The sequence below is a fragment of the Variovorax sp. UC122_21 genome (genome assembly GCF_044056785.1).
GTDB lineage: Bacteria > Pseudomonadota > Gammaproteobacteria > Burkholderiales > Burkholderiaceae_C > Variovorax.
Map to the genome: position 1 here is coordinate 4,773,424 of NZ_CP172004.1, position 21,613 is coordinate 4,795,036.

At 70.5% G+C, this 21,613-nt stretch carries 18 protein-coding genes and 2 pseudogenes; 10 read left to right on the plus strand and 10 right to left on the minus strand.

The genetic code is table 11. The features are described from left to right. The first annotated feature begins 398 nt into the window (after positions 1–398). Positions 399–1,795: pseudogene (locus ACHMXE_RS35145) on the plus strand (coniferyl aldehyde dehydrogenase). Positions 1,796–2,066: 271 nt separating this feature from the next. Next, a complete protein-coding gene (locus ACHMXE_RS35150; protein ID WP_203204781.1) occupies positions 2,067–2,849 on the plus strand; it encodes an SDR family oxidoreductase in 783 nt (260 codons plus the stop codon). 1 nt (position 2,850) lies between these two features. On the opposite strand, the gene cynS is transcribed toward ACHMXE_RS35150, so the two are convergent. Both cynS and ACHMXE_RS35160 read right to left on the minus strand, forming a co-directional pair. Next, positions 2,851–3,294 carry a cyanase gene (gene cynS / locus ACHMXE_RS35155; RefSeq protein ID WP_209547406.1) on the minus strand — a complete coding sequence of 148 codons (444 nt, stop codon included), beginning with the start codon at positions 3,292–3,294 and terminating at the stop codon, positions 2,851–2,853. A gap of 67 nt (positions 3,295–3,361) precedes the next feature. Then, on the minus strand, positions 3,362–3,793 hold the full coding sequence (locus tag ACHMXE_RS35160) for a DUF1348 family protein (RefSeq protein ID WP_395348542.1): 432 nt from the start codon (positions 3,791–3,793) through the stop codon (positions 3,362–3,364). A gap of 125 nt (positions 3,794–3,918) precedes the next feature. Between ACHMXE_RS35160 and ACHMXE_RS35165 the strand changes: the two genes are divergently transcribed. After that, a complete protein-coding gene (locus ACHMXE_RS35165; RefSeq protein ID WP_395352934.1) occupies positions 3,919–4,527 on the plus strand; it encodes a TetR/AcrR family transcriptional regulator in 609 nt (202 codons plus the stop codon). On the opposite strand, the gene ACHMXE_RS35170 is transcribed toward ACHMXE_RS35165, so the two are convergent. After that, the gene (locus ACHMXE_RS35170; protein ID WP_395348543.1) at positions 4,505–6,166 is read right to left on the minus strand and encodes an L-lactate permease; all 1,662 of its coding nucleotides are present in this window, start codon (positions 6,164–6,166) and stop codon (positions 4,505–4,507) included. The two genes, ACHMXE_RS35165 and ACHMXE_RS35170, sit on opposite strands and share 23 nt — an antisense overlap. Before the next feature lie 262 nt (positions 6,167–6,428). Here ACHMXE_RS35170 and ACHMXE_RS35175 point away from each other — a divergent pair, with 262 nt between their 5' ends. The 3 genes from ACHMXE_RS35175 to ACHMXE_RS35185 all read left to right on the plus strand — a co-directional run bounded on the left by ACHMXE_RS35175 (position 6,429) and on the right by ACHMXE_RS35185 (position 10,169). Further along, the gene (locus ACHMXE_RS35175; RefSeq protein WP_203204778.1) at positions 6,429–7,313 is read left to right on the plus strand and encodes a LysR substrate-binding domain-containing protein; all 885 of its coding nucleotides are present in this window, start codon (positions 6,429–6,431) and stop codon (positions 7,311–7,313) included. A gap of 190 nt (positions 7,314–7,503) precedes the next feature. Continuing rightward, positions 7,504–8,667, plus strand: a complete 1,164-nt coding sequence (locus ACHMXE_RS35180; protein WP_203204777.1) for an alpha-hydroxy acid oxidase — start codon at positions 7,504–7,506, stop codon at positions 8,665–8,667. A gap of 161 nt (positions 8,668–8,828) precedes the next feature. Beyond that, complete coding sequence (locus ACHMXE_RS35185) at positions 8,829–10,169, plus strand: MFS family transporter (RefSeq protein ID WP_395348544.1); 1,341 nt, start codon at positions 8,829–8,831, stop codon at positions 10,167–10,169. Between the two features lie 201 nt (positions 10,170–10,370). Here ACHMXE_RS35185 and ACHMXE_RS35190 read toward each other — a convergent pair whose 3' ends face one another. The 4 genes and pseudogenes from ACHMXE_RS35190 to ACHMXE_RS35205 form a co-directional block, all read right to left on the minus strand. Further along, positions 10,371–11,363, minus strand: a complete 993-nt coding sequence (locus ACHMXE_RS35190; protein WP_395348545.1) for a tripartite tricarboxylate transporter substrate-binding protein — start codon at positions 11,361–11,363, stop codon at positions 10,371–10,373. 40 nt (positions 11,364–11,403) lie between these two features. Then, positions 11,404–12,745, minus strand: a pseudogene (locus ACHMXE_RS35195) (alpha/beta hydrolase family protein). A gap of 41 nt (positions 12,746–12,786) precedes the next feature. Continuing rightward, a complete protein-coding gene (locus tag ACHMXE_RS35200) occupies positions 12,787–13,275 on the minus strand; it encodes a hypothetical protein (RefSeq protein WP_395348546.1) in 489 nt (162 codons plus the stop codon). Between the two features lie 13 nt (positions 13,276–13,288). After that, the gene (locus ACHMXE_RS35205) at positions 13,289–15,514 is read right to left on the minus strand and encodes a tannase/feruloyl esterase family alpha/beta hydrolase (RefSeq protein ID WP_395348547.1); all 2,226 of its coding nucleotides are present in this window, start codon (positions 15,512–15,514) and stop codon (positions 13,289–13,291) included. A gap of 199 nt (positions 15,515–15,713) precedes the next feature. On the opposite strand from ACHMXE_RS35205, the gene ACHMXE_RS35210 reads away from it, so the two are divergent. Together ACHMXE_RS35210 and ACHMXE_RS35215 are read left to right on the plus strand one after the other, a co-directional pair. After that, positions 15,714–16,646, plus strand: coding sequence for a LysR substrate-binding domain-containing protein (locus ACHMXE_RS35210; RefSeq protein WP_395348549.1), 933 nt, complete (start codon positions 15,714–15,716; stop codon positions 16,644–16,646). Then, positions 16,643–17,638 (plus strand): Bug family tripartite tricarboxylate transporter substrate binding protein, encoded by a 996-nt coding sequence (locus ACHMXE_RS35215; RefSeq protein ID WP_395348551.1) that lies wholly within the window; start codon positions 16,643–16,645, stop codon positions 17,636–17,638. Before ACHMXE_RS35210 ends, ACHMXE_RS35215 begins: the two co-directional genes overlap by 4 nt. 27 nt (positions 17,639–17,665) lie before the next feature. Here ACHMXE_RS35215 and ACHMXE_RS35220 read toward each other — a convergent pair whose 3' ends face one another. Further along, positions 17,666–18,226 carry a putative glycolipid-binding domain-containing protein gene (locus ACHMXE_RS35220; protein WP_203204771.1) on the minus strand — a complete coding sequence of 187 codons (561 nt, stop codon included), beginning with the start codon at positions 18,224–18,226 and terminating at the stop codon, positions 17,666–17,668. A gap of 93 nt (positions 18,227–18,319) precedes the next feature. On the opposite strand from ACHMXE_RS35220, the gene ACHMXE_RS35225 reads away from it, so the two are divergent. Both ACHMXE_RS35225 and ACHMXE_RS35230 read left to right on the plus strand, forming a co-directional pair. Further along, positions 18,320–18,814 (plus strand): C4-dicarboxylate ABC transporter substrate-binding protein, encoded by a 495-nt coding sequence (locus ACHMXE_RS35225; RefSeq protein WP_395348552.1) that lies wholly within the window; start codon positions 18,320–18,322, stop codon positions 18,812–18,814. Further along, positions 18,811–20,325, plus strand: a complete 1,515-nt coding sequence (locus ACHMXE_RS35230) for a TRAP transporter large permease subunit (protein WP_395348553.1) — start codon at positions 18,811–18,813, stop codon at positions 20,323–20,325. Before ACHMXE_RS35225 ends, ACHMXE_RS35230 begins: the two co-directional genes overlap by 4 nt. Before the next feature lie 15 nt (positions 20,326–20,340). Here ACHMXE_RS35230 and ACHMXE_RS35235 read toward each other — a convergent pair whose 3' ends face one another. Then, on the minus strand, positions 20,341–20,619 hold the full coding sequence (locus ACHMXE_RS35235) for a contact-dependent growth inhibition system immunity protein (RefSeq protein WP_209547396.1): 279 nt from the start codon (positions 20,617–20,619) through the stop codon (positions 20,341–20,343). 23 nt (positions 20,620–20,642) lie between these two features. Further along, positions 20,643–21,491: an RNase A-like domain-containing protein gene (locus tag ACHMXE_RS35240; RefSeq protein WP_203204769.1), complete on the minus strand. Its 849-nt coding sequence runs from the start codon at positions 21,489–21,491 to the stop codon at positions 20,643–20,645. Positions 21,492–21,613 lie beyond the last annotated feature (122 nt).

Below are 21,613 nucleotides of genomic sequence, written 5' to 3' on the forward strand. Positions count from 1 at the left end.
CGGCTGTCGCGGCCGTTGTTGCCAGGAATGAGAAGGCGGCAATGGCGGTTCGCCAGGTTCGGAGGGAGGGCATGAAGCGATCTTAGGGCGGGCTTGCTGCGGGTCGGGGCGCGTGCACAGGACAGCGGGTACTTCCCTCCGCGAATGTCCCCCGGCCTTCGGCCTCCTCCTTTATTTCGCTGCGGGAAGCACCCACTGCCCTGTGCACGTGGGCGCAGCGGTGGTGCCAGCGGCTAACGACCGCCGCGTCCAGGCTCACGCCGATGGGGTACTCCCCGCAGCGAAATCAAGGAGGAGCCGAAGGCGGGGGACATTCGCGGAGGGGGAGTACCCCATCGGCGTGAGCCCGCTACAACCTGCGGCCGGCATACTCCCCACCCCGACACGCCGAGGCCTCCATGACCCCAGAGCTGCGCCCCCTCTTCGACGCCCAGCGCGCCGCCAGCCTGCGCGACCAGGCCCCGCCCTGGAGCGTGCGCGCCGATCGCCTGCGCCGGCTGCGCGCGCTGGTGCGCGACCACCGCGCCGCGATCGCCGCGGCGATCAGCGCCGACTTCTCGAACCGGCCGCGCCAGGAGACCGAACTGGCCGAGGTCTTCCCCACGCTCGAGGGCATCGACCATGCGCTGCGCCACGGCAAGCGCTGGATGCGCGTGCGGCGTCGCGGCACCGGGCTGTGGTTCAGGCCCGCGTCCTCGCGGCTGATGCCGCAGCCGCTCGGCGTGGTCGGCATCGTCGTGCCCTGGAACTACCCGCTGTACCTCGCGGCCGGGCCGCTCACGGCCGCGCTGGCCGCGGGCAACCGCGCGATGCTCAAGCAGTCGGAGTACACGCCGCGCTTCGCCGAACTGTTTGCGCGGCTGGTGGGCACGGCCTTCGCGGCCGACGAGATCGCGGTGGTCAACGGCGACGCCGAAGTCGCGCGCGAATTCGCGAGCCTGCCCTTCGACCACCTGCTGTTCACCGGCTCGACCGAGGTCGGCCGCCACGTGATGCGCGCCGCGAGCGAGCACCTGACGCCGGTGACGCTCGAGCTCGGCGGCAAGTCGCCGGCCATCGTGGGACGGGGCGCGGCCTTCGACAAGGCGGTGGAACGCATCCTCGTGGGCAAGACGCTCAACGCCGGCCAGACCTGCATCGCGCCCGACTACGTGCTGGTGCCGCGCGAGCAGCAGGCGCGTTTCGTCGAGGCCGCGCGGCGCGTGTTCGCTTCGCTCTATCCCGACCTGGCGCGCAATGCCGACTACACCAGCATCGTGAGCCCGCGCCACTTCGCGCGGCTCGAGTCGCTGGTGGACGAGGCCCGGGCGCGGGCGCCGCGGTGGAACGGCTGGGCGACGCGCCGGCCGATGCCGCGTCGCGGCGGCTGCCGCCGGTGATGCTCACGGGCGTGGACGACGGCATGCGCGTGATGCGCGAGGAGATCTTCGGCCCGGTGCTGCCGCTCGTGCCCTACGACACGCTCGAGGAGGCCATCGGCTACGTCAACGCCCGGCCGCGGCCGCTCGCGCTCTACCTGTTCGAGAAGCAGCGCGCGGACATCGACCGTGTGCTGGCCCAGACCGTGGCCGGCGGCGTGACCGTCAACGACACCCTGTTGCACGTCGCGCAGGACGACCTGCCCTTCGGCGGCGTCGGTGCGAGCGGCATGGGGTCCTATCACGGCGAGTTCGGCTTCCAGACCTTCTCGAAGATGAAGCCGGTGTTCCACCAGTCGGGCCTCAGCGGGGTCGGCCTGTTCAAGCCGCCCTACGGCAAGACCTCCGAGCGGATGCTGAAGCTGCTGGCGCGCTGAGGCCGCCGCCGCGCCGAAGGATCGGGCAAGAACCGGCAAACGCACGGCCGGAAACGGCCAGCCCCGAAGTGCCCGCGCACCGAAGATGGGCTCATGCGAGAAGAAAGTTCGCCCGCCAGCCGGCGTCACCGGCGCGACGCCCTTGTTTCGGAGAAAAAGGCAAGAACCGCGTTCGATCCGGATAACGCCCGAGGCGGCAGCGGCGCGACACTTCCAAGCATGCCGGGAGCCGCGTGGCAACCGTGCATCCCCCAAGCATGAGGAGTTATCCATGACCGCAATCCAGGACAAAGTCGTTCTCATCACCGGCGCGAGCAGCGGCATCGGCGAAGCGACCGCGCGGCTGCTCGCGCGGCGCGGTGCGCATGTGGTGCTCGGTGCGCGCCGCACCGACCGGCTCGCGGCGCTCGCGGCCGAGATCCGGGCCACGGGCGGCTCGGCGAGCTTCCAGCGGCTCGACGTCACGCTGCGCCCCGAGATGGAGGCCTTCGCCGAGCTGGCGCTCGAGCGCCACGACCGCATCGACGCACTGGTCAACGCCGCGGGCGTGATGCCGCGCTCGCCGCTGTGGATGCGCAAGATCGAGGAGTGGGAGCTCATGATCGACGTCAACCTGCGTGGCGTGCTGCTCGGCATCGCGGCCGTGCTGCCGACCATGCAGGAGCAGGGCTGGGGCCACATCGTCAATCTCTTGCCGGTGTCGGTCACGGGCGTGACGGCGGAGTCGGCCGTCTACCACGGCACCCAGTACGCGGTGGACGCGATCTCCGAGGGCCTGCGCCAGGAGCATGCGGGCCGCCTGCGCGTGAGCGTGCTTCATCCCGAGCTCGCGCCGCCGGGCGATCCGCGCCTGGAGCGCATCGCCGCGGGCCTGGCGGGCGAACGCATGTCGACGCGGCGGCGCCTGCTCGCGCCGACCGACGCGGTGGCGCGTTCGATCGCCGGCGCGATCGAGGGCGGCTACTACGCGGCGCACCCCGTGCCCGCGCTGCTGCGCTCGCCGGGTGGCCGCTCGGACAGCGCGCCCGAGGAGCCGGCCGAGTACGCCTTCTGACTCAGTAGGTCTTGTAGGGCAGGAACTTGCCCGAGAGCACCACGTGCACGCGGTCGCCCTTGGGATCGGGCTCGCGCTGGATGTCCATGCTGAAGTCGATGGCGCTCATGATGCCGTCGCCGAACTCCTCGTGGATCAGCTCCTTGATGGTGGTGCCGTAGACGCTGACGATCTCGTACCAGCGGTAGATCAGCGGATCGGTCGGCACCGCCGTCGGCAGCGAGCCCTTGTAGGGCACCACCTGCAGCCACTTCTGCTCCTCGGCGCTAAGGCCGAAGATGCGCCCGACGATCTTCGCCTGCTTCTCGTCGAGCGTCATCTGGCCGAGGCAGGCGGCGGTGGTCCATTCCTTCGAGAGGCCGAGCTTCTTCGCGACATCGGCCCACTGCAGGCCCTTGGCCACCTTGGTGGCGATGATCTTCTCGGTGACGTCGTTGCGGTTCATGTTCAGGTGCTCCTTGAGTGCCGGACACGGGCAAGCAACAGGCGTGCCGCCGCCCGGCCCGGCGCCATCAGGCGCGTTCCCAGCGGAACTTGCGCTCCGACTCCTGGATGGGCTGGTCGTTGATGCTCGCGTAGCGCCGCTGCATGAGGCCGTTGGGCGCGAACTCCCAGTTCTCGTTGCCGTGGCTGCGGAACCAGTGGCCCGAGTCGTCGTGCCATTCGTACTCGAAGCGCACCGCGATGCGGTTGTCCATGAAGGCCCAGAGCGTCTTCTTCAGGCGGTAGTCGAGCTCGCGCACCCACTTGCGCTGCAGGAACTGCACCACCTGCTCGCGGCCGTTGACGAAGTCGGCGCGGTTGCGCCATTCGGTGTCGGGCGTGTAGGCCAGGCTCACGCGCACCGGGTCGCGCGTGTTCCAGGCATCTTCGGCGGCCTGGACCTTCTTGAGCGCGGTCTCGAGCGTGAACGGGGGCAGCGGCGGGCGGGATTCGGATTCCATGGCGGTCTTTCGGTGAAGAGGGAAACGTTGGAAAGGGGAAAGGCGGTGTAGCCCGGCCGCAATGTGCCACATGTAGACAGACCTGTCTACATGGATGCGGGAGTGCCTACAATCGCGACATGGACCTGGACCTTTCCGCCCTGCCCGCGCGCGAGCGCATCCTGCTCACGGCGCACGACCTCTTCTATGCCGACGGCATCCGCGCCACCGGCATCGACCGCGTGATCGCGGCCTCGGCGGTGACCAAGGTCACCTTCTACCGCCACTTCCCCTCGAAGGACGACCTGGTGCGCGCCTTCCTCGACCACCGGCATGCGCGCTGGATGGCCTGGTTCGTCGATGCGCTGGGGCGGCGCGGCGCGCACGAGCGCAGCGGCGACGCGCAGGCCCTGCTGCTGCTGGCCGACGTGATGGCCGAATGGTTCACCGACCCGGTGTTCCGCGGCTGCGCCTTCATCAACGCCGTGGCCGAGGTGGGCGGCAGCGTGGAGGGCGCGGCCGAGCGCGCGCGCGATCACAAGCGCGAGATGGTCGAGGTGATCGCCGACCTGCTGCCCGCCACGCTGCCGCAGCGCATGGCGCTCGCGCAGGCCGCCGCCCTCGGCATCGACGGCGCGATCGTCAAGGCGCAGATGGGCGCAGAGCTGGTGCGCGAGGCGGTCGAGGACCTGCGCCGGCTGCTGCGCGCGCTGGCCGACGCCGCGGCGTCTCCTACTTCACCACCATCGCGGTGAACGGCCACACATAGGCCTGCAGGGTCACGAGGACGCCGACCAGGCAGGCCAGCGCGATCGAGTGGAAGAACACGTAGCGCAGGATCTCGCCCTCGTGGTTGAACCAGCGCGTGGCGGTCGAGGCCACCACGATCGACTGCGCATCGATCATCTTGCCCATCACGCCACCCGAGCTGTTGGCCGCGCCCATGAGGTTGGGACTCAGCCCGAGCTGGTCGGCCGCCACCTTCTGCATGCCGCCGAACAGCACGTTCGAGGCCGTGTCGGACCCCGTGAGCGCCACGCCCAGCCAGCCCATCAGGGTGCCGAAGAAGGGATACAGCACGCCCGTGTTGGCGAAGGCCAGGCCCAAGGTGGTGTCGAGCCCCGAGTAGCGCGTGAGCGTGCCCAGCGCGAGCATCAGCACGATGGTGAGCAGCGAGAACTTCACCAGCCACAGCGTGCGGCCATAGGCGGCCACGAGCTGGACCGGGTTGTACTTCATGACCAGCCCGCCCACGAGCGCCGACACCAGGATGCCGGTGCCGGTGGCCGAGAGCAGCAGCAGCTGGTAGACCGCGCCTTCCTTGGTCGGCTTGGGCACCACCGGCGCCACCTTCTCGATCATGTTGTGCAGCCCCTCGATCGGGAAGTTGGGCGCGAAGATGCCGTTGAGCCAGGTCTTGACCGAGGGCAGGCCCCAGATGAACACGAACACCGTGAGGATCAGCCACGGGGTCCAGGCGCGCACGACCGCGGCCGTGGGGTGTTTCGCGGGCGCGCCCACCGGCGCGGCCTCGCCGCCGTCGGCCTCGTGGCCCTTGAGCGAGACCGAGGTCCACACCCTGGCGGGCTTCCACACGCGCAGGAACAGCACCAGGCAGACCATCGAGACGATGGCCGCGATGATGTCCACGAGCTCGGGGCCGATGAAGTTCGACACCAGGTACTGCGGGATCGCGAACGAGACGCCGGTCACCAGGATCGCCGGCCAGATCTCCCACATGCCCTTGCGGCCCGCGAAGGCCCAGATCAGCCAGAACGGCACCAGCACCGAGAAGAAGGGCAGCTGGCGGCCGATCATCGCGGTGACGGCCATCAGGTCGTAGCCGTGCACCTTGGCCAGCGTGAGCACCGGCGTGCCGAGCGCGCCGAAGGCCACCGGCGCCGTGTTGGCGATCAGCGAGAGCCCCGAGGCCGCGAGCGGCGAGAAGCCCAGCCCGATCAGGATGGCGGCCGTGACCGCCACCGGCGTGCCGAAGCCGGCCGCGCCCTCGAAGAAGGCGCCGAAGGCGAAGGCGATCAGGAGCAGCTGCAGCCGCCGGTCCTCGGTGATGCCGGCGATGGAATCCTGCAGCACCTGGAAGCTGCCGTTCTGCTGCGTGAGCTGCTGCAGGAAGATGATGTTGAGCACGATCCAGCCGATCGGCAGCAGCCCGGTGATGCCGCCGAGGAAGGCGGCCTTGCCCGCCATGTCGGCCGGCATGCCGAAGGCGAAGACCGCGATCGCCAGCGCGCTGAGGAGGCCGAGCCCGGCCGCGAAGTGGGCCTTGACGTGCAGGAGGCCGAGGCACACCAGCATCACCACCACCGGTATCGCGGCGAGCGCCGTCGATACCACCATGCTCCCGAACGGGTTGTAAACCTGTTGCCAAACCATGTGTCTGTCTCCGTACTGTTGGTATTCGATGTGACGGATGCGCTGCAACACACTGCGATCGCTCAGACCCCCTGTTCCTTCCACCTGTCCCCTCTGCACTGCATTGCGGCGCGGCGAAACGAAGCGCCGGGGCGGTCGGGCCCGCGGCGCTTCGATACCATCGTACGCCCGCGGGCCCCGCGGCGCACCACCTGCGGACAACCGTGGGCCGCCCCGTGCCCTCGGGTACAACCTCCTTCTACGCACCGCCCTCCACACCTTCATGGCTTCCACGCGCCTCCCCTCGACCCAGGGCCTGCTCGCCTTCGAGGCCGTCGCGCGCCTGCGCAGCGTGAACCTGGCGGCCGAGGAACTCAGCGTGACGCCCAGCGCCGTGAGCCACCGCATCCGCCAGCTCGAGTCGCAGCTCGGCCTGCGCTTTTTCGCGGGCAGCGACTTCAGCCTCAGCGCCGACGGCATCGTCTACCTGGCGCGGGTGCGCGAGGCCATCTTCGCGCTCGAGCAGGTGCCGGGCCGCGAGGCCGCGCCCCACACCCGGCGGCTGCGCGTGGCCGTCACGCCGACCTTCTCGCGCCAGATCCTGATGCCGCAGCTCGCGCGCTTCTGCGAGGCCCATCCCGAGGTCGAGCTGGTGATGCAGGTGACGGCGCCGATGCGCGAGAACGCGCTCGACGAGGCCGACATCGAGTTGCGTTTCGGCGCCGGGCCGTTCCGCCAGCGCGAGTTCCTGCAGTTCCCGGCCGATGCGCTCACGCCCGTGTGCAGCCCGGCCTACCTGAAGCGCCACGGCCCGTTCGAGGGCTTCGCGACCCGGGCCGAGATCGAACGCGCCCAGCTGCTGCGCACCCCGCTCGAGAACTGGCGCATCTGGTTCGCGGCCCACGGCATCGGCCTGCCCGAGCCGGCCAGCGGCGCCCAGTTCACCGACCTGGGCCTGCTGCTCGAGGCGGCCGCCGAGGGCCTGGGCGTGGCGCTGATGCGGCTGCACCTGGGCCGCGCCTGGATCGACGGCGGCCGGCTGGTGCGGCTGTCGCCGGTCAGCGTGCCCTCGCCCAACCACTACTTCCTGTGCTGGCGGCCCGGTGCGCTCGAGCGCCCCGAATGCGCGGCCTTCGTGGCCTGGGCCCGGCAGTCGCTCGAGGGCTGACGAGGCGGGAAGCGGCCGCCTGAATTCTTTTCAGATCGCCGGCCAGCGTTTTTCAGCCCGCCCGGGCCCCGCCGCGGCCACACTCACGGCGCCGCGCGTTGCGCTGCGGGAGGGGCTGCTGCCCAATAATGGCGGCGGCCCGGCCCCCAGGCCCGCCCACGACAACAACCCGTTCCACAGGAGACTCCCCGTGCCCGACCTTTCCAAGATCACCTGCATCGAAGACCTGCGGGTGGTCGCCAAGCGGCGCGTGCCGAAGATGTTCTACGACTACGCCGACTCCGGCGCATGGACCGAGGGCACCTACCGCGCCAACGAGAGCGACTTCCAGAAGATCAAGCTGCGCCAGCGCGTGGCGGTCAACATGGAGGGCCGCTCCACCCGCACCACCATGATCGGGCAGGACGTGGCGATGCCGGTGGCGATCGCGCCCACGGGCCTCACGGGCATGCAGCACGCCGACGGCGAGATCCTGGGCGCGCTCGCGGCCAAGGCCTTCGGCATCCCGTTCACGCTCTCGACCATGAGCATCTGCTCGCTCGAGGACATCGCCGAGAACACCGGCCGCCATCCGTTCTGGTTCCAGCTCTACGTGATGAAGGACCGCGACTTCATCGAGCGCCTGATCGACCGCGCGCGCGCGGCCAACGTGTCGGCGCTGCAGCTCACGCTCGACCTGCAGATCCTCGGCCAGCGCCACAAGGACATCAAGAACGGCCTGACCACGCCGCCCAAGCCCACGATCAAGAACCTGCTGAACCTCGCGACCAAGCCGCACTGGTGCCTCGGCATGCTGGGCACCAAGCGCCGCACCTTCCGCAACATCGCGGGCCATGCCAAGGGCGTGAAGGACCTGTCCTCGCTGTCCTCGTGGACCGCCGAGCAGTTCGACCCGGCGCTGAACTGGGGCGACATCGAGTGGATCAAGAAGCGCTGGGGCGGCAAGCTGATCCTCAAGGGCATCCTCGACGCGGAAGACGCGCGGCTGGCCGCGAACAGCGGCGCCGACGCGCTGATCGTGTCGAACCACGGCGGCCGCCAGCTCGACGGCGCGCCCTCCTCGATCAGCGCGCTGCCGGCCATCGTCGATGCCGTGGGCCGCGACATCGAGGTCTGGATGGACGGCGGCATCCGCAGCGGCCAGGACGTGCTCAAGGCGCGCGCCCTCGGCGCCCGCGGCACGCTGATCGGCCGCAGCTTCCTCTACGGCCTCGGCGCCTACGGCCAGGCCGGCGTGACGCGCGCGCTGCAGATCATCCACAAGGAGCTCGACGTGACCATGGCCTTCTGCGGCCACACGAGCATCGACACCGTGGACTCGGGGATCCTGCTGCCGGGCACCTACGACTTCTAGCAGGCTGCCACGGATCCGGCCCGTGGGGGCGGGCCGAATCCAAGGCCACGTCGGAGATAGGCCGATGCGGCACCCGCTGACACGACCCGGTCATCGTGCGGCGCAGAATGGTCCGGCAACAACAACACGGCCGCCGGCCCGTTCGGTGGCCCACAGGCACCATGAGCGCGACCACGCCCCTCCACGCGAGCCCGGCAAGCCCGGCGGCTTCCGCCTCCCCACCCCACTACACGGCGGAAGAAAAACGCCACCGCGTGTTCGCGATCATGGCGGCCTCCTCGGGCAACTTGGTCGAGTGGTTCGACTTCTACGTCTACGCGTTCTCGGCGCTCTACTTCGCGCCGGCCTTCTTCCCCAAGTCCGATCCCACCGCGCAGCTGCTCAACACCGCGGGCGTGTTCGCGGCCGGCTTCCTGATGCGCCCGATCGGCGGCTGGCTGTTCGGCCGCATCGCCGACCGGCTCGGGCGCAAGACCTCGATGCTGATCTCGGTCACGATGATGTGCGGCGGCTCGCTGGTCATCGCCTGCCTGCCGACCTACGCGGCCATCGGCGCCTGGGCGCCGTTCCTGCTGCTGATGTGCCGGCTGTTCCAGGGCCTGTCGGTGGGCGGCGAATACGGCACCACCGCCACCTACATGAGCGAGGTCGCGCTGCGCGGCCAGCGCGGCTTCTTTTCCTCGTTCCAGTACGTCACGCTGATCGGCGGCCAGCTGCTCGCGGTGCTGGTGATCGTGGTGCTCGAGCAGCTGCTCAGCGAGGCCGAACTCAAGGCCTGGGGCTGGCGCATCCCGTTCGTGATCGGCGCCATCGCCGCGGTGGTCGCGCTGCTGTTGCGCCGCACGCTGCACGAGACGCAGAGCGACGAAGCGAAGAAGAACAAGGAAGCGGGCAGCATCGGCGGCCTGTTCAGGCACCACACGCCGGCCTTCCTCACCGTGCTGGGCTACACGGCCGGCGGCTCGCTGATCTTCTACACCTTCACCACCTACATGCAGAAGTACCTGGTGAACACGGTGCACCTGCCGATCAAGACCGCGAGCTACGTGATGACCGGCGCCCTGTTCGCCTACATGTGCATGCAGCCGCTGTTCGGCGCGCTGTCGGACCGCATCGGCCGGCGCAACAACATGCTGCTGTTCGGCGGCCTGGGCGCGATCGCCACCGTGCCGATCCTCACCGCGCTGCAGCACACCACCAGCCCGGTGCTGGCCTTCGTGCTGATCATCGTGGCGCTGGCCATCGTGAGCTTCTACACCTCGATCAGCGGCATCGTGAAGGCCGAGATGTTCCCGCCCGAGGTGCGCGCGCTCGGCGTGGGCCTGGCCTATGCGGTGGCCAACGCGATCTTCGGCGGCTCGGCCGAGTACGTGGCGCTGGGCCTGAAGTCGCTGGGCCACGAGTCGGCCTTCTTCTGGTACGTGAGCGCGATGATGGTGATCGCCTTCCTCGTGAGCCTGCGGCTGCCGCGGCAGGCCAGCTATCTGCACCACGACCATTGACCCGACTGGCCGTGGCTATCCCCGGCATGAGGATTTCCAAACCCGCGCCGGGGTGAAGCACGGCACCATGGAGCCTCAGCCAGGAGAACCACCATGACGCTCAGGAACCTCAGAAAACTCGTCGGCGGCGCGATCTCGCTCGCGGGCGCCGCGGTGCTGATCTCGCAGCACCTCTGACGCACCGACTGCACCCCGCGGCGCTCAGTCCGCGTACACCCCCGCGGCCTTGATGATCGGGCTCCACTTCGCGATCTCGGCCGCCACGAACTTCTTGTGGCCCTCGGGCTCGATGCGCCCGTCGGTCGCGACCACGGCGCCCAGCGCTTCCTCGCGCTTGATGAAGTCGGCGTCCTTCAACGCGGCCTTCAGGGCTTCGTTGAGCTTCTTCTGGATCGGTGCCGGCGTGCCCCTGGGCGCATACAGGCCGTGCCAGATCGTGACCTGGAAGTCCTTCAAGCCGGCTTCCTGCAGAGTGGGCAGGTCCTTCAGCAGCGGCGTGGTCAGGCGCTTGGGCGAGGTCACGGCATAGGCCTTGACCTTCTTGGCCTCGATCTGCGGCGAGGTGTTGGTGGTCTGGTCGCACAGCAGGTCGATCTGGCCGCCGATCAGGTCGGTGATGGCCGGCGCGGTGCCCTTGTAGGGCACGGGCGTCATCTCGGTCTTGGTGGCGCTCTGGTAGAGCAGGCCGCACAGGTGCGAGGCCGAACCCACGCCGGCATTGCCGATGTTGATCTTGCCCTTGTTGGCCGTCACCCACGAGGACAGCTCGGCGTAGTTGTTGGCCGGCAGGCTGGGCTTGGCGATCAGGGTCATCGGCACGTCGTTGACGATGCCCAGGTATTCGAAATCGGTCTCGACCTTGAACGGCACGTTGCGCACCAGCGTCGGCACGGTGGCCATGGCGATGTGGTTGAGCAGCAGCGTGTAGCCGTCGGGTGCCGCGCGCGCCACCTTGGCCGCGCCGATCGAGCTGCCCGCGCCGGGCACGTTGTCGATGATCACGCTGGCGCCGCCCAGCGGCTTGCGCAGCGCCTCGGCGAGGTCGCGCGCGACGCGGTCGGTGGGGCCGCCGGCCGCGAAGGGTACGACGATGGTGACGGGCTTGCCCGCCGGGAAGTCCTGCGCCTGCACGGTGAAGGCGCAGGCGGCGGCCACCGTGGCGAGGGCGAAGGCGAAAGCGGAACGCTGGGTCATGGAGTCTCCGGGTATTGAAAGGTCGAATGCGAAAAGAGGATCAGGGCGCGCGCGCCGGCACGCGCTGCTCGAGCGGCGGCGGCTGCCAGGCCGGCTGGATGTGGCAGCCGTTCTTGCCGTCGGTGTCGTAGCGCGGCATCAGCGCGGCGCAGCGCTGCGCGAGCCCCGCGGGCGTGGGCTTCTCGCCCTTGTCGATCCAGTCGAGCAGCGCGGCGAACAGAGCCGGGTATTCCGAATCGCTGAGGTAGCTGTGCTCGCGCTCGTCGCTGAAGCTCTGCACCAGCAGGTCGCCGGTGCCGGCCGCGTCGCGGATGCGGCGGTAGGCGTTCTCGAGTTCGACGAAGGCGGTCGGGTCGTCGATGGCATGCAGCCCCACGGTGGGCAGCGCGGTGCGGCCCGTGGGCTGGCTGTCGGCCGCGAGCGCGCCCTTGGCCTGCGGATCGGCCGCGTAGCGCAACACGCCGGCGTTGAGCGCGGCCGCCTCGGCCGGCGCCGCGGCGTAGCTCACGCCGACGTTGCCGAAGGGATTGCGGCCCTGCAGCCGCAGCTGCGTCAGGTCCTGGAACAGCCAGGTGGCCCAGTTCAGGTGGCCGACCAGCGAGCGCTCGGGGATCTTCACCGCGGTGAGGAGGGTCTTGAGCCGCGCGGCCTGCTCGGGCGTGCGCTGCGCCGCGGGCAGGCCCACCCCGGTGCAGTCGCGCACGCGCTCGGCCAGTTCCTTGCGCGTGAGCTTCGCATCGAGCGGCAGGCCCTGCCACAGCGGGTACTGCGGCTCGTCGGGCTTCGGATGGTTGCGGCAGACGTACTGGTAGACCACGCGCAGGTCGAGCCGGAAGTCGTAGGCGCTGTTGCCGCCGCCGAGCACGCCGCTGGTCAGCAGCAGGCCGTCGTAGGGACCCTTGGCACCGCCGGCCGGCGCATAGAGCTCGGCCGCCTTCGCCGCCACGCCCGCGCCATAGCTCTGGCCATGCAGCAGGGTGCGGCGCGGCTCGCCGAACTGGCGCACGAAGAGCTGGCGCAGGCGCTCGGTGTCTTCGGCCGCCATGGTCACGCCATAGCCGCCGCGCCGGTAGGTGGAACCGGCCCAGGCATAGCCGGCCTTCACGGTCACGGCCCAGCGCTTGAGGTCCTCCTCGCTGCGCTCGAGCTTGGGCGGTCCGGTTTCAGGGCCGCCGTGCGCGTGCATCACGAGCACGCCGCGGTTCCAGTCCTTGGGGATCGCGATCCAGTAGACGCGCGCCGGTGCCGTCGGCGCCGGTGTAGCAGCGGGCGTCCTGCGGCACCGATGTCGGACACGCGGTCGCCCTGGGCCCGGCAGGCGCTGCGAGGGCGGTGGGTGCGAGAACGCTCGACGCAGCGAGGCTCGCGAGCGCCGTCGACACGAGGCGTGCCGTCCAGGCCAACGTGCGAGAGGACTTCTTCGTCAATTGCGAACTCCGAATTGCAGCCCCGCGCTCGTGCCCGCGCCGGACACGTAGCCGATGACGCCGCTGTTGAAGATGAAGTGGTCCGGTGTTCCGGCGCTGGATTCGACCACGCCGCGCAAAGGCTTGTTATAGGCAAGTGTCGCCGCAGTGCCCGCCAGATTGAAGTCCGTGCCGGTCGCCGTGGCCGCACTGTTCAGGCCCGACACGCTCGACATGGCGTAGCTGCCGTCCGCCGTGCCAAGGGGCAGCTCCTCGCCGTCATTCGGTTGCAGCGCGTAGAAGCGCATGCCGAAATTGGCGGCCGATGCGCGCACCAGGTGCAGCGGCACCGCCGCGCCATTCACCAGGCCGATCACCATCGAGCCTGTGAGATCACCTCCGCTGGTGGCGGTGCTGGCGGTGGTGAACACGTTGAATGCCTTGTGCGTGGCGTCGTAGGTGATGTAGCCCTTCTCGGTGTTCGTGCAGGAGGCGTTGTAGATCATGAAACTGCCGGCGTCACCCGCCGCGCTGCGGCAGTACTGGAAGGAACCCCGCATCGCGCAGGCGCACGGCCCCGGCATAGACCTTCGCACCGCTCGCGCCCTGTTGCACGCCCACCGTGTTGAAGATGTCCGAGACCGGCTTGAACTCCGTGGGGTCGAGCACGTTGTCGAAGGTGTTCTGGAACGCGAGCAGCGGCGCAAAACTGGCGCCGACCGGTGCCTTCACGCCCCCCTGCAGCACACCGCCCGGCGCGAACGTGAACACGGCACCCGCCTCGTCGCTGGTGTAGCTGCAAAGCCCCTGCGACACCAGCTTGCCGCTACTGGGGGCGGGGTCCTTGCGCTGCACGCTCGCATCGATGGTCACGGTGTAGGCCATCGTGGCCGGATCGATCCGCACGCTGAGTTCCTCGCCGAAGCTGTTGCCGCCCTTGTAGGTGGTGACGGCTGCCGGCAGGTTCTGACAGGCCAGCGGATTGCCGGCTTCCGTCACGCAGCTGTAGTTGATCGCCGCATCGAGGCTGCCGCTGCCGCCGTACTTGGGCCAGCTCGGGTACTGGCACAGAGGACGCGTGCGGCCGTAGGTGGCAGGCACCGCATCGACCGCCACGGCGGTGGCCGGGGCCAGCCCGCCCTCGACCCAGCCTTCGAGCGCCGCGAGCGAATCCCAGTTGGGAATGAACACGCCCGTGCCGTGGCCCATGCCGGGCACGGTGTAGAAGCGCACGTTCTGGTCGACCATGGTCTGGCCCATGGTGGCGATCATCTGCTTGTAGTAGTCGATGGTGGAGTTGTTGCTGATCACCTCGTCGGCCAGGCCGTGCAGCATGATCAACTTGCCGCCATGCCCGAAGAACGGCGACAGGTCGGGGTTGGTGGCGTCGGTGAGGTTCGAGACCTCGGTCACGCGCGCCGTGTATGCACCGGGGTTGAGCGGATCGAAGGTCAGGGTATCGAAGTCGGTGATGCGCGTGACGAAGAACTTGACCCACTGGTCGCCCGTCACGTACATGTTGGCATCGTTCGTGCCGGCAGGGTTGTCGGGCTGGTTGTCGGTCCCCAGGTCGCGCGTGGTGTAGGGGCCCGCGACCAGCGTGCCTTCCAGCAGGTTGTAGCCACCCGCGCGCTTGACGCCATTGGCCAGGGCGTAGCTGCTGAACTCGAGCGGCGATTCGATGGCCTTCACCGTGTCGATCTGTGCCTTCGACAGGCAGGTGTCGCCGGTATCGGTGCCACCGGGGCAGAGCAGGTCCGAGAGGATCTGCGCGTTGAGCTGGCGGCAACTCTCGACATTGCTCACGATGTTGTCGACGGCGCCGTCGAGCTTGTCGCAGCGCTGCTTCACCGTGTCCTGCACCAGCAGCGTCTTCTTCTTGGTCAGCCAGCCCGCACCGCCGTTGTTGTAGAGCGCCCGCCCCACCGCCACGTTCGACAGCCGCGTCCCTGTGTAGTTGAGCGCTGGCTCGTTGGCGATCACGCCGTCGTAGTCGAGCGGCCAGCGCTGGATGTAGCTCAGCGCGTCGCGCCCGCCGGTCGAAGTGCCGAGGAAGTAGGCCTTCTTCGGCTTGACGCCGTAGCGCGCGAGCACCAGTGCCTGCGCCACGTCGCGCGTCTTCTTGAGCGACAGGCCGCCGTAGTTGGCGAGCTGCTCGTCGTTGGCCGCGAACTTCCCGTCGGTGATGCTGCTCGACTGGTGACCCGAGTCGTCGCCGTAGGTGGCGTAGCCGAGCGCGAGCGGCGCGGGCTTGTCCCGCGGGCCGAAGCGGATCTGCTCGGTGCCGTCGATCAGCACCCCGTCGAAGCCGCCGCCGCCGAAGTGGATGGTCTTCTGGTTCCACTTCTCGGGCAGGTTCAGCGCGAAGTTGATCAGCTGCGAGTTCGGGTCCACCGGCTGGATGGTGCCGCGCACGCGGCAGTAGTCGCCGTAGCTGTTGCCGGCCTCGCCCGCGGCCACCGGCGTGGCGCTGGTCACGGTGGCGCCCTGCGTGGGCAGGCTGATCTGCGCGGCAGCCAGGCTCATGCCGGCGAGCTCGGCGCAGGCCTTCGCGGTCTGCGCCGGCGGCGGCGGCTCCACGGGCGGGTTGCCGCCGTCGCCACCATTCGCGGGCGGGTTGACGGGCAGGAACGGGAAGCCGCCGCCCCCTCCTCCGCCGCCACCGCAGGCGGCCAGGATCAGCGACAGGCCCAGCGCGGTGGCACCGGCGCGCAGCATGGAGGGAAGGCCGAGTCGGGTCGGCACGGAATTGGGCAAGGGGCGCTGTAAGCGGTGTGGGCGCATGGTCTTTGTCTCCGGAACACGGCCTCGCGGGGCCGTTCATTGAAAGTTGCCCTGCGGCCGTGCCAGGAAAACGCATCGGCTCGAAGGGGCGGCCGGACGATAGAAGCAGCCTGACCTAGGGTCAAATAAAATAACAAGGCACTTTCAATATGAAAAAAGTATGGAGATAAGACCGCTGCGCTACTTCGTGGCCGTCGCCGAGACCGGCCACATGACGCGCGCCGCCGAGCGCCTGGGCATCCAGCAACCGCCGCTGAGCCTGACCATCAAGGCGCTGGAACGCGAGCTCGGCGTGCTGCTGTTCAAGCGCCATCCGCGCGGCGTGACGCTGACCGACGCGGGCCGCCAGTTCCAGGCCGAGGCGCTGCGCATGCTGCAGGACATGGACGCGATGCGGCAGCGCATGGCGCGCGTGGCCAGCGGCCAGGCCGGCAGCCTGGCCGTGGGCTTCACCAGTTCGGCCGCCGCGCACCGCTTCGTGCCCGAAGCCTTGCGTGCGTTCAGGCGCGAGTACCCCGACGTCGAGCTCCAGCTCAGCGAGAACAACGCCGCCGAGATCACCGAGGCGCTGGCCGCGGGCCGCGTGCATTGCGGCCTGCTGCGCGTGCCGGTCGACCGGCCCGCGGGCCTGGCGTTCGAGACCCTGCTGCGCGAGCCGGTGCTGGTGGCGATGCCCAGCGACCACCCCTTCGCCACCGCGCGCAGCCAGCGCTCGGCTTCCCGCCCGCTGCCGCTCGCGAAGCTCTGCGAGGAAGACCTGATCCTGGTGCGGCGACCCGGCGCGCCCGGCCTCTATGCCGAGCTGCTCGCGCTGTGCCATGCCAAGGGCCTGCGCCCGCGCGTGGTGGCCGAGGTCGAACGCATGATGACCAACCTCAACCTCGTGGCCGCGGGCGTGGGGCTGTCGGTGGTGCCGGCCTCGATGACCGGCGTGCACGCGCACGCGATCGCCTATGCGCCGCTGGCCGACGGCGGTGCGCTCGACGCGCCGCTCACGCTGGTGTCGCGCGCCGACGAGGACAACCTGCCCGCGCGCCGTTTCGCCGCGCTGCTGCGCGGCCTCGCGGCCGGCGACGCGAAGGGCCGGCCATGACGCGGCCTTTGCATCGCCGCGTGCTGCTCGGCGCGGGCGCGTCCTTCGTCGGGCTCGCCGCGCTGGGCGTGTCGCGCGCCGGCGCGGCATCGGCCTGGCCCAGCCGGCCGGTGCGGCTGATCGTGGTCTACCCGCCGGGCGGCGTCAGCGACGGCATGGCGCGCGTGCTGGCCGAGCCGCTGGCGCAGTCGCTCGGCGTGCCGGTGCTGATCGAGAACCGGCCCGGCGCCGGCGGCAGCGTGGGCATGGATGCGCTCGCGCGCGCCGCGCCCGACGGCCACGCGCTGGCCTTCTCGGCCATCAGCCCGCTCACCTTGCATCCGCTGCTCGCGCGCGTGGCCTACGACCCGCTGCGCGCCTTCGTGCCGGTGGCCAGCCTGATGCGCACGCCGGTGCTGGTGGTCGGCACCCAGGCCTTCACCGGCCGCGGCTTCGGCGACCTGATTGCGCAGGCGCGTGCCCAGCCCGGCGCGGTGCGCTGGGCCAGCTCGGGCGTGGCTACCATCGGCCACCTGGTGCTCGCGCAGGTGCGGGTGCAGAGCCGCACCGACATCACGCACATCCCCTACCAGGGCGGCGGCCCGCAGCTCAACGACGCGCTGAGCGGCCAGTTCGAGGTGCTGTCGACCAACGTCGCGGCGCAGCAGCTGCAGTACATCGAGAACGGCCGCTTCCAGGCGCTCGCGGTCGGCGCGCCGCGCCGCATCGAGGCCCTGCCCGATGTGCCGACGCTTGCCGAGCTCGGCTACGAACGCGCCAACCGCGATTCGCTGTTCGGCCTGTTCGCGCCGGCGCACACGCCGCAGCCCGTGGTGCAGCGACTCAACGCCGAGATCCAGCGCCTGCTGCGCGGCGAGACGCTGCGGCTTCGGCTGCGCGAGGCCTACAACCTGCCGGCCGGCGGCAGCAGCGAGGACTTCGCGCGCGAGATCGCGCTGGACCGGCGGCGCAACCGGGCGCTGGTGGCGGGGGATCGCTCGCAGTTCGATTGAGGCCGCATCGCGCGGCCGGCGGGGCACTCAGGTTTCGGCGACCCAGAGCCCCGGATAGTCGTGCACGAAGCCGTCGGCCGTGACGCCGAGCACCGCCTCGTAGTCGAAGCGCTTCGCCACGTAGCGGTAGGCGTTGTCGCCGCGGCGCTCGTAGCGCTGCATCAGCTCGCCGAGGCTGCCGCCGTCGAGGTCGATCCAGGCCGCGGGCGCGTCGGCGCCCTCGCCGTCCGACAGGCTGAGGCGGCGCAGCTGCAGCAGGTTGGTCGCGGGCGTGAAGCCCAGGTCGAGGTCGACGCAGTGCGAGAGATCGGGCACCGGCTCGTCGTTGAGCTTCCAGCGGCCCTGCGCGTCGCGCGTGATCGAGAGGTCGACCGTGCTGTCGCCGAGCCAGCCGCGCACCGTGCCCCACTGCGCGTGCCAGTGCAGGTCGCAGCGCACGCGGTAGTGCAGCTGCGCCACGCGGCCGTCCTCGGCGCGGAAGGCCGAGGCGCCGTCGAGCTGCCAGGCGCTGGCATTGCGTTCGAGACGGCAGGCATCGTGGCCCGGAACGTCGAGCCTGCGCCAGAGGATGGAAGCGACGGTTTGCATGGGGCGGATGATGGCCCGGGCCGTGGGGCGGCGCAAGCATTGCCCCGCCACGCCGCAGGTGCTGGTCAGGTTCGGGAACTAGCGTCGCTCGCCATGACGCCGCCCGACGCCTGCCTCGCCACCCGTCTGCTCGACCGCCTCGACCGGCTGACGATGCCGCTGGCGCTGGCGATCGCGCTGCTGCTGTTCCTGCAGTGGCCGCTGCGCGATCTCGCCGGGGCCGGCTTCGGACCGACGCAGGCCAACGACCTCGCGCAGTGGCTGTTCGCGCTCTACGTGGCGGTGGCGCTGCGGCACGCGGGCCGGCGCGGCGTGCACCTGGTGGCGCGGCCCGACCTCGCCGCGGGCAGCCCCGCGCGCTGGCGCCGCGCCGGTGCCGCGCTGTGCGTGCTGCCGTGGGCACTGTTCCTGGTGACCGTGTCGGCGCGGCCGGTGCTGGGCTCGGTGGCGGCGCTCGAGCGCTTTCCCGACACCTTCAACGCGGGCTACTTCATGGTCAAGATCGCGCTGCTGCTGCTCGCCGTGCTGCTCGCGCTGCAGGCGGCACTCGAGCTCTGGCAGGCCTGGCCGTGGAGGCGCGCGCGATGAGCGCCGGCGACGGCTGGCTCGGTCTCGCGCTGCTCGCGGTGGCGCTCGCGCTGATGATGAGCACGGGCTGGCCCACCTACGCGGTGCTGCTCGGCGTGTCCACGCTCGGCGCGGTGGCGGGCCTGGCGCTCGGCGCCTTCGACATGGCGCTGCTGCAGAACCTGCCGTGGCGCATCGTCGGCCTGCTCGAGCACGACCTGCTGCAGGCGCTCGCGCTCTATGCGGTGGTGGGTGCGCTGCTCAACCGGCTCGCGCTCGCGCAGCACCTGTACGAGGGCCTGCGCCGCCTGCTCGCGCGCATCGCGCCGCGTGTCGCGGCCGAGATCGCGGGCATGGCGCTCGGCCTGTTGCTGGCGCCGATGAACGGCTCGGTCGGCGCGAGCCTGCTCACGCTGGCGCGCACCGCGGGCGAGGGCTGGGCGCGCGAAGGACTGTCGGCCCCGCGCCGCACGGCGCTGGTGGCGGTGACCGGCACGCTCGGCGTGATCGTGCCGCCCTCGCTGGTCCTGCTGCTGCTCGCCGACGCGATGCTGCGTGCCCACACCGAGGGCGTCAACATGGCGCGCGGCCTGGGCCTGCCGGGCGCCGCGGCCGAACGCATCGTCAACACGCAGGACATCCTGCAGGCCGCGCTGCTGCCGGCCGCGGCGCTGTTCGTCGGCTGGCTCGCGATCGCGGCCTGGAGCGCGCGCCGCGCTCGCCGCGCCGTGCCGGCCACGCCCGCCGCGCGCGAGCCGCTCACGCGTGCGCAGCGCTGGACACTGTCGATCGTGCCGCCCGTGATCGGCTCGCTGCTGGTGCTGATCGCGCTCGGCCGCGTGCGGCCGGTCGAAGGCGCCGCCACCGCCTGCATGCTGCTGCTGGGCTGGGGCCTGGTCTCGGGCCAGCTGCTGCGCGCGGGGCTGCTGCGCCAGGTGCTCGACGACGCGATGGCGCTGACCGGCGCGCTCTATGCGCTGCTGGTCGCGGCCACCACCTTCTCGCTGCTGCTGCGCGGCTTCGGCACCGATGCGCTGGTCATGCGGCTGATGCTCGCGCTGCAGGGCCATCCGATGCTCGGCCTGGGCGCCGTGCTCGCCATCCTGCTGGCCTGCGCCTTCGTGCTCGATGCCTTCGAGCTGATCTTCCTGGTGGTGCCGATCGTGATGCCGCCGGTGCTCGCCCAGCTTCCCGATGCGGCCTGGATCGCGACGCTCGCGCTGCTGGTGCTGCAGGCCGGCTTCCTGCTGCCGCCCTTCGGCTATGCGCTCGTGCTCGCGCGCGGGCAGACCGTGCCGCGCCCGCCGCTGCGCGCGGTGGCGCTCGCGCTGGCGCCCTATCTCGCGCTGCTCGCGCTGGTGCTGGCCGCGGCGATGGCCTGGCCCGTCAGCACGCACTGGCTGCGCGACGCGGCCGAGGCGGCAGCATCCGGGCAGGCGCCGATGGATCCCGAGGCGGTCGACCGCCTGATGCGCGAGATGGCCCCGCCGCCCGACCCGGCCGACGGCGTGCCCGCGACCGAATCGCCCTGAGCGAAGCCGCGGGCGCTACTGCACCGCCGCCAGCACGCGGTCGAAGAACTCCGCCGCCGTGCGGCCGAAATCCTCGGGCAGGTAGTCGCGCTCGAAGTCGCGCGCGAACGCGGCCTCGAGGTCGTCGTGCGAGCCCCGGTAGTCGGCGATCTCGGCACGCAGCGCGGCCAGTTCGGCCGGGGTGCTCGATTCGCGGTACGAGGCCATGATCTCGGCGCCGGTCTCGCCGAAGAGGATGTCGGCGTCCTGGCCGAAATAGACCTTGGTCAAGTGGTCGATCAGTTCGAATCGCATCGTGGGTCTTGTTGTGCTGACTGTCAGAACGGATGGGCGGTGAGGATGTAGAAGGGCTTGCCGTTGTAGGCGCGCATGTTGAGCGTCACGCGCACCTTGGTGAGCTGGCTCACGGCCGTGCTGCCGCGCTGCACGCCGATGCCGACCACGGTGCCGATGTCGTGCTCGAAGGCCATCGGCTTGGAGCCCACCTGCGCCGAGCGCGACCAGGCGCGGATCGCGCGCGCATTGGCGCGCACCGTCTGGCTGATGGCCGACTCGGCGGTGGCGAGGTCGAAGAAGGACGACGACTTCTGCAGGCTGGGCTTCTTCGCGAAGCGGCCGAACAGGTCCTGCGCCGACTTGCCGACGTGTTCGCGGATGGTGTGGCCGCCGGCCTTGGAGCCGGCCACGCCCTCGTGCTCGATGAGGCGCACGGGCTCGAGCTTGAAGCGGCTCGCGCGCACCGCGATGACGCGCGATGCGGCGAGGCCGCCGGCCACGAACAGCGGCACCGCGACGTCGACCGCGAGTCCCACCTGCGCGCCGGTCTCGGGCGAGGCGCCCATGGCCTGCGCGGCGGCATCGGCCGTCATGGAGGTGGCGGTGCGCTGCGAGCGGCCTGTCCAGACCTGGCGCGCGGCGGTGGCGGTGACGTCGCTGCCGTGGGCGCCGAGCACCACGCAGCCGACCTTGCTCGCCATGGTGGGCTCGGGCGCGACGCACAGCACGCCCGCGCCGACCAGCTCGAGCACGCCGCCGACCAGCGCCGCGGTGCCCCAGAGCCGGTTGCTGAGGCTCGCCGACTCGGGCACGTCCTCGCCACCGAGCACCGCCGCCAGCTGCACCGGCGTCAGCGCGACCGAGAGGCCGCCTTCCTCGTCGTCACCCATGGCGCATTCCTTTCCTAGAACGTGTTCATGGCCCTCGTGGGGGCTTGAGATTCCGATGCATTCTTGCACGCTGCGCCGGCCCGGGCGAACATCGGCGCAGCGCGAGACAATCGTTACCGTGA